The organism is Streptomyces sudanensis, assembly GCF_023614315.1.
GTDB lineage: Bacteria > Actinomycetota > Actinomycetes > Streptomycetales > Streptomycetaceae > Streptomyces > Streptomyces sudanensis.
Genome location: NZ_CP095474.1, coordinates 3,846,200 through 3,853,126, shown reverse-complemented (window position 1 = coordinate 3,853,126; position 6,927 = coordinate 3,846,200). Strand labels below are relative to the sequence as shown.

The following is a 6,927-nucleotide window of genomic DNA, read 5'->3' as shown; positions in this document are numbered from 1 at the left end:
TTTGATGTGTTTGGTAGTGGGTCAACCTCTGGCTTGTACACGTCAGGAGTGCTCGTCTGACGGTACGTCCGCGTCCCNGGAGNNGCGCGGGNCNCCCNGCGGCCCGCGCCGCTCCGGGGACGCGGGCGGGCGGCCAACAGGGGGCGCACGCAATCGGGTTGGCGCCCCCCGCGTGCGCGGAATACACCGGCACGGACCCTTGATCCCAGCGCAGGTTAGGCTAACCTAACTGCCCGTGGGCGGCGGTGGTACTCCCCCGTCGCGCCCGCCGTGTGCGCGCCACGTGCGCGTCCTCCGCAACACGACCGAAGGGCGTCCGCCATGCCGAACGGCGCGCTGCGCACCGACCTCCCGGAGCGCCGGGAGCGACGCGGGTCCCCCGCCCGTGCCCGGGCGGGCACACGTACCCGCGCGGGCACACCGGAGCGCCCCGCCCCCGCCGCCGGGGCCGCCCGGTGAGCCNGCGGCGGCCGGAGCCCCGGCGCGGCGGAGCACGGCGCAGGCGGTGCCGGCGCAGGCGGTGGCGGTGGCGGCGCGGCGGGTCCCGGCGTGCCGGGCTCCGGCGCGGCGGACGTCCACCGGCCCGCCGCGCCCCTCCCGCCGGGAGAGGTCGACCTCGCCCTCGCCGGGGGCGTCGCGGGGGCCGGGGCGCTCGGGAAGCTGGCCCCGGTGGTGCTCGACGCGCTCGCCGAGGGGGCAGCCGCCCGGGGCGGGCCGCTGCCCGGCGGCGGACCCGGAGCGGTCGCCGGGCGGTTGCGGGCCGTGTGCGCCCCCGTCCTCCCCGAGCACGGCACGGGCGCCGAGGAGGCCCTGCGGACCCTCGTGCGGGCCGTCGCCGAGGGCTCCGCCGACCCGGCCGACCCCTGGTGCGCCGCCCACCTCCACTGCCCGCCCCTCGCGGTGGCCGCCGCCGCCGACCTGGCCGCCGCCGCCCTCAACCCGTCGATGGACTCCTGGGACCAGGCGCCCGCGGCGGCGGCCCTGGAGCGCGAGGTCACCGCCGCCGTCGCCGCCCTCGTCTACCCCCGGCGCACCGCGCCCGACGCGCTGGTCACCAGCGGCGGCACCGAGTCCAACCTGGTCGCCCTGCTCCTCGCCCGCGAGCGGGCCCGCGCCGCCGGGGCCGCGGGCGTCACCGTGGTGTGCGGCGCCACCGCCCACCACAGCGTGCGGCGCGCCGCCTGGCTGCTGGGCCTGCCCGCGCCCGTGCCCGTCGACTGCCCCGGCGGGCGGACCGACCCGGAGGCCGTCGGCCGGGCCCTCGCCCGCGTCACCGGGCCGGCCCTGGTGGTGGCCACCGCCGGCACCACCGACGAAGGGCTGATCGACCCGCTCCGGCGGCTCGCGGCCACCGCCGCGCGGCACGGCGCGGAGCTGCACGTGGACGCCGCGTACGGAGGTGCGCTGCTGTTCAGCGACCGGCTCGCGCCGCTCCTCGACGGCCTGGAGTCGGCCGTCTCCGTCACCCTCGACCTGCACAAACTGGGCTGGCAGCCGGTCGCCGCCGGATTCCTCGCCGTCCCCGGCGCGGATCTGCTCGGCCCGCTGTCCCTGCGCGCCGACTACCTCAACGCGGACGACGACGGCGAGGCCGGCCTGCCGGACCTGCTGGGCCGCTCCCTCCGTACCAGCCGCCGCCCCGACGTGCTGAAGATCGCCGCCACCCTGCGGGCGCTGGGCCGCACCGGGCTCGGTGCGCTCGTCGAGCACTGCGTGGCCGCCGCGCGGGAGTTCGCCGCGCTCGTCGACGCGCACCCGGCGGTGCGCCGCCGTCCCGGCGGGACCGGCGTCAGCACCGTGCTGTTCCGGCCGCTGGCCGCCGACGCGGCGCCGGCCGGGGAGGGCGACGCGCTGGTCGCGGAGGTCCGGCGGCGGCTCCTCGCCGAGGGCAGGGCGGTGGTGGGGCGGGCCGTCGCCGAGGACGCCGACGGCACCCGGCGGCTGTGGCTGAAGGCCACCCTGCTCCATCCCCGGGCCGCCGCCGGGGACCTGGCGGGCCTGCTCGACCTGGCCGCCGGTGCCGCCGCCCGCGTCGGTGCGGAGTCCGCGCGGAACGCGGGAGGGGCCCGATGAGGACCGGGCCGGCCGCCGGGGAGCCGGCCGTCGTCGACCTGCTGGGCGTGGGCGCCGGGCCGTTCAACCTGTCGCTGGCCGCCCTGGCCGACGGGGTGCCCGGGCTCGACGCCGTCTTCCTGGAGCAGCGGACCGCCTTCCGCTGGCACCCCGGCATGCTGGTCGAGGGGGCCTCGCTGCAGGTGCCGTTCCTCGCCGACCTGGTGAGCCTCGTCGACCCGACGAGCCGCTGGTCGTTCCTCAACTACCTGCGCGACCAGGAGCGGCTGTTCCCGTTCTACTTCGCCGAGCGGTTCCACGTCCCGCGCGCCGAGTACGACGCCTACTGCCGCTGGGTCAGCGGCGCGCTGCCGTCCTGCCGCTTCGGGCACCGGGTCGACACCGTCCGCTGGGACGGCGTCCGGCGGGCGTACGAGGTGGCGTTCACCCGCGTCGACGAGCACGGCGCCGCCCTCTCCACCGGCCGGCTGCTCGCCCGGAACCTGGCGCTCGGCGTCGGCACCGCCCCGCACGTGCCCGCGCCGCTGCGGGCCCTCGCCGGCGACCCGGACGCGCCGGTGCTGCACTCCGCGGAGTACCTCGCGCACCGGGACCGGCTGCTCGCCGCCGGCCACGTCACCGTCGTCGGCGCCGGCCAGTCGGGCGCCGAGGTCCTCCTGGACCTGCTGCGGGCCCGGCCCGCGGGGCGGGAGGGGCTGGCGTGGCTCGCCCGCACCCCGGCGTTCGCGCCCATGGAGTACAGCAGGCTCGGTCTGGAGCACTTCACCCCCGACCACACCCGCTACTTCCGCGAACTGCCCGAGGCCGCCCGCGACCGGCTGCTGCCCGCGCAGTGGCAGCTGTACAAGGGCGTCAGCGCGCGGACCCTCTCCGACATCCACGACGAGCTGTACCGGCGGACCCTGGCGGGCGGCTGGCCGGACGTCACCCTCACCCCCGGGGTCGCCGTGACCGCCGCCGGGCGCCGCGGGGGGCGGGTGGAGCTGGCCCTGGAGCACCGCGAGGAGGGTTCGCGGGCCACGCTCGCCACCGACGCCGTCGTCCTCGCCACCGGCTACGCGCGGCGCCCCCTCGACGGGCTCCTCGGGCCGCTGGGCCCGCACGTCGCCCGCGACGGCTCCGGCCGCCCCCTCGTCGACCACGACCAGCGGCTCGTCCTCGACGAGGAGGTCGGCGGCGCCGTGTTCGTCCAGAACGCCGAGCACCACACCCACGGCGTCGGCACCCCCGACCTGGGCCTGGCCGCCTGGCGCTCCGCCGTCATCCTCAACGCCCTGACCGGCCGGCCCGTCCACCCGCTGCCGCGCCGCACCGCGTTCACCACCTTCGGCCTCGCCCGCACGGGCGGCGGCCGGGACGGGCCGGACGGCCACGGCGACCGGAACGGGCGGGACGACCGGGACGGGCGGGACGACCGAGGCGACCAGGACGACCGGAACGACCGGAACGGCAGGCGGAACGACGGACAGGGCGAACGGAACGAACGAGGAGGGCGCGCATGAGCCAGGTCCAGTCCCCGGACCCCGTCGCGGAGGCCGACCGGGCCGCCGTCGAGACCCTGCTGCGCTGCTGGGTGCGGGAGACCGGGGTGCCCCGGCCGGCCGGCGGCGCGCTGCGCCTGGAGCTGCCGGCGGCCGGCACGGCGGTCGAGGCGCCCGTGCGGTACTGGTCGCCCGCCGGCTGGCACCGCTTCGGGCCCGCCCGGCTGCCGTCCGGCGCGCCCGCCTGCGCCACGGTGCTCGCCGCGCTGCTCGGCGCCGAGGCCGCGAACGGCGACCCGGAGTGCGTCAACGACCTGACCGTGCGGGTCGGCGACTCGGTGCGCCGCGTCGCCGGGTTCCTGCGGGTCCGGGCCGCCGCCCCCGCCGACCCGGCCGGCACGACGCCGTTCCTCGCCGCCGAGCAGGCCCTCCTCACCGGGCACCCGCTGCACCCGACGCCCAAGAGCCGCGAGGGGCTCACCGAGGCGGAGGCCGCCCGCTACTCCCCCGAGACCCGCGGCTCCTTCCCGCTGCACTGGTTCGCCGCCGACCCGTCCGTCGTCTCCTCCGACTCGTCCCTCGACCGGAGCGCCGCGGACCTCCTCGCCCCCTTCGCCGGGGACGGCCCGGCGCGGCCCGGCGGCACGGTCCTGGTCCCCGCCCACCCGTGGCAGGCGCAGGACGCCGTCCACCGGCCCGCCGTGCGGGCCCTCCTCGACGCGGGCCTGCTGCACGACCTGGGCCCGGCCGGCCCCGCCTGGTCGCCCACCTCCTCCGTGCGGACGCTGTACCGGGCCGACGCGGCGGTGATGCTGAAGTTCTCCCTGGGCCTGCGCATCACCAACTCGCGGCGCGAGAACACCCGTTCCGAGCTGCGCCGGGGCCTGGCCGTCGACCGGCTCCTCACCGCCGGGCTCGGCCGGGCCCTGCACGCCGCGCACCCGGGTTTCGCGATCGTCCGCGACCCGGCGTGGCTCGCCGTCGACGCCGCGCCCGGCGGCGGTGGCGGCGGCGGCGGCGGCGACGGCACCGGCCTCGACGTGGTGGTCCGCGCCAACCCGTTCCCGGCGTCCTCGGCGGTGCAGGGCCGGTGCGTCGCCGGGCTGGTCTCGCCCCGCCCCGACCTGCCCGGCGGCCGGTCCGCCCTGGCGGTGCTGGTGCACGCCCTCGCCGAGCGGACCGGCCGGCCCGTCGCCGAGGTCGGCGAGGAGTGGTTCGCCCGCTACGCCGAACACGTCGTCGGCCCCGTCCTGTGGCTGTACGCCGTCTACGGGCTGGGCCTGGAGGCGCACCAGCAGAACACCCTCGTCGTCCTCGACGGCGAGGGCTGGCCCGCCGGCGGCCGGTACCGCGACAACCAGGGCTACTACTTCTCCCCCGCCCGCAGCGGCGCCCTGTACGGCTGGGTGCCGGGCGTCGGGCGGGACCTCGGCACGTACGTCGCGGACGAGGTCGTCGACGAGCGGCTCGCCTACTACGTCGGCGTCAACAACCTGCTCGGCCTCGTCGGCGCGCTCGGCTCCCAGGGCCTCGCGGACGAGACGCGGCTGCTGCGGCTCGCCGGCCGGTTCCTCGCCGGGGCGGCGGCCGAGCACGGCGGTCGGCTGCGGCTGGCGGCGCTGCTGCGGGAGGAGCCGACGCTGCGCTGCAAGGCGAACCTGCTGACGCGGGTGCGCGGCATGGACGAGCTGACCGGCCCGCTGGAGGAGCAGTCGGTGTACGTGGACATCGCCAACCCGCTGGCGGAGGCGGGCAGGTGACGGGCGGGGGCCTCCTGNTCGCCGNNNNGGGCGGTGGCGGGGGCGGGCGCGTTCACGCTGCGCGCGGTCGACCCGGCCGCCGACGCGGGGCTGCTCCACGGGTGGATGAACGACCCGGAGGTGGCCGCGTACTGGGAGATGGCGCAGCCGGAGGAGCGGATCGCGGCCTACCTGCGGGAGCAGGTGGGCAGCGCCCACTCCACGCCGTACGTCGGCTGCGTCGGCGGCGTCCCGGTGAGCTACTGGGAGCTGTACCGGGCCGACCTGGACCCGCTGCGCCACCACTATCCGGCGCGGCCCCGCGACGCCGGGGTGCACCTGCTGCTCGGCCCGCCGGCGCACCGGGGCCGGGGGCTCGGCACGGCGCTGCTGCGGGCCGTCTCCGACTGGCTGCTGCGCACCGACCCGTACGCCGGGCGCGTCGTCGCCGAACCGGACGTGCGCAACGAGCGGTCCGTGCGCGCCTTCGAACGGGCCGGTTTCCGGCTGGTCCGGCGGATCGACCTGCCCACGAAGCGGGCGGCGCTCATGGTCCGCGAGCGCGCGGCGTGACCGGGGGGCGCGGGCGTCCGGTGCTGCTGGCGGCGGCCGGGCTGCACATGGTGACCCAGTCGGCGCTCGCCCCGTTCTACCCGGCGCTGTTCCGCGCCGCGTACGGGGTGGAGGCGCCGGCCGCGACCGGGGCCTTCCTGGTGCTGTGCCAGGTGTCGGCGGTCGCCGCCCTGCCGCTGTGGGGGCGGGCGGGCCGCCGGGTGCCGCTGGCGCGGCTGGTGACGGCCGGGCAGTCGGCGGCGGTGCTGCTGGCCGGGGCGCTGGTCCTGGCGCCGTCGTACGCGGTGTTCACCGGGGTGTCCGTGCTGCTGGTGGCCGCGAAGGCGGTGGTCCTGCTGGCCCATCCGGGGCTGGTGCGGAGCCATCCGCGCGGGGTGCTGCCCGGCGTCGTGCAGTACCTGGCCGTCCTGCACGCCGCGGCGGTCGCGGCGACGCTGCTGGGCGGGGCCGTGATGTCCGTGCCCGACCCGCGGTCGGCGCTGCCGCTGCTGGCGCTGCTGGAGGCGGCGCTGCTCGCGGCGTGCCTGCGGGTGCTGCGGCCCGTCGCCGGCGCCCGGGCNCGCNGCACGGTCCCCTCCGGGCCGGGGCGGGCCGGCGGCGGGGTGCGGCGGCTGGCCGGGTACGTGCTGCTGACGACCGTCGCCGTGTACGCGGCGCGGCCGTACTTCACCGCGTACGCGACCGGGGCGGGCGCGTCGACCGGCACGGCGGCGGTGCTGTTCCTGCTGCCGCACGTCGCGGTGCTCGCGCTGCTGCCGGCGGCCGCGCGGCTGCGGGGGCGGCTGGACGGGCGGCTGCTGCGGTACGGGATGCTCCTCGCCGCGGCGGGGCTCGCCGCGCAGGCGGCGGTCGCCGAGCCGGGCTGGCTGGCCGTGGCGCGGCTGGTGTTCGGCGCCGGGCTGGCGCTGGGCCAGGTCGCCCTCGACGAGCGGGTGGTCGCCGTCGGCGGGTCGGGGGCGGCGTACGGCGTCGTCGCCGCGGGGCAGGCGGCGGGCCTGCTGCTCGCGCCGCTTGTCGCCACCGGCGCGGCGTGCGCCGCCCCGTGGGCGCCCCTCCTCGTC

4 protein-coding genes are annotated in these 6,927 nt (G+C 79.1%); all 4 read left to right on the top strand.

What is annotated here, in order from left to right; all coding sequences use genetic code 11:
* Window positions 1–549 precede the first annotated feature (549 nt).
* Entirely contained in the window at window positions 550–2,073 is a 1,524-nt protein-coding gene (locus MW084_RS17700) for a pyridoxal phosphate-dependent decarboxylase family protein (protein ID WP_010470090.1), read from the top strand.
* Window positions 2,070–3,575, top strand: coding sequence for a lysine N(6)-hydroxylase/L-ornithine N(5)-oxygenase family protein (locus MW084_RS17695; protein ID WP_010470091.1), 1,506 nt, complete (start codon window positions 2,070–2,072; stop codon window positions 3,573–3,575). Before MW084_RS17700 ends, MW084_RS17695 begins: the two co-directional genes overlap by 4 nt.
* Window positions 3,572–5,314 (top strand): IucA/IucC family protein, encoded by a 1,743-nt coding sequence (locus tag MW084_RS17690; protein ID WP_010470092.1) that lies wholly within the window; start codon window positions 3,572–3,574, stop codon window positions 5,312–5,314. The genes MW084_RS17695 and MW084_RS17690 overlap by 4 nt, the downstream gene beginning before the upstream one ends.
* 28 nt (window positions 5,315–5,342) lie before the next feature.
* Window positions 5,343–5,866 (top strand): GNAT family N-acetyltransferase (locus tag MW084_RS17685; RefSeq protein ID WP_275563676.1); only part of this gene is annotated, 524 nt, incomplete at its 5' end.
* Window positions 5,867–6,927: the final 1,061 nt, after the last annotated feature.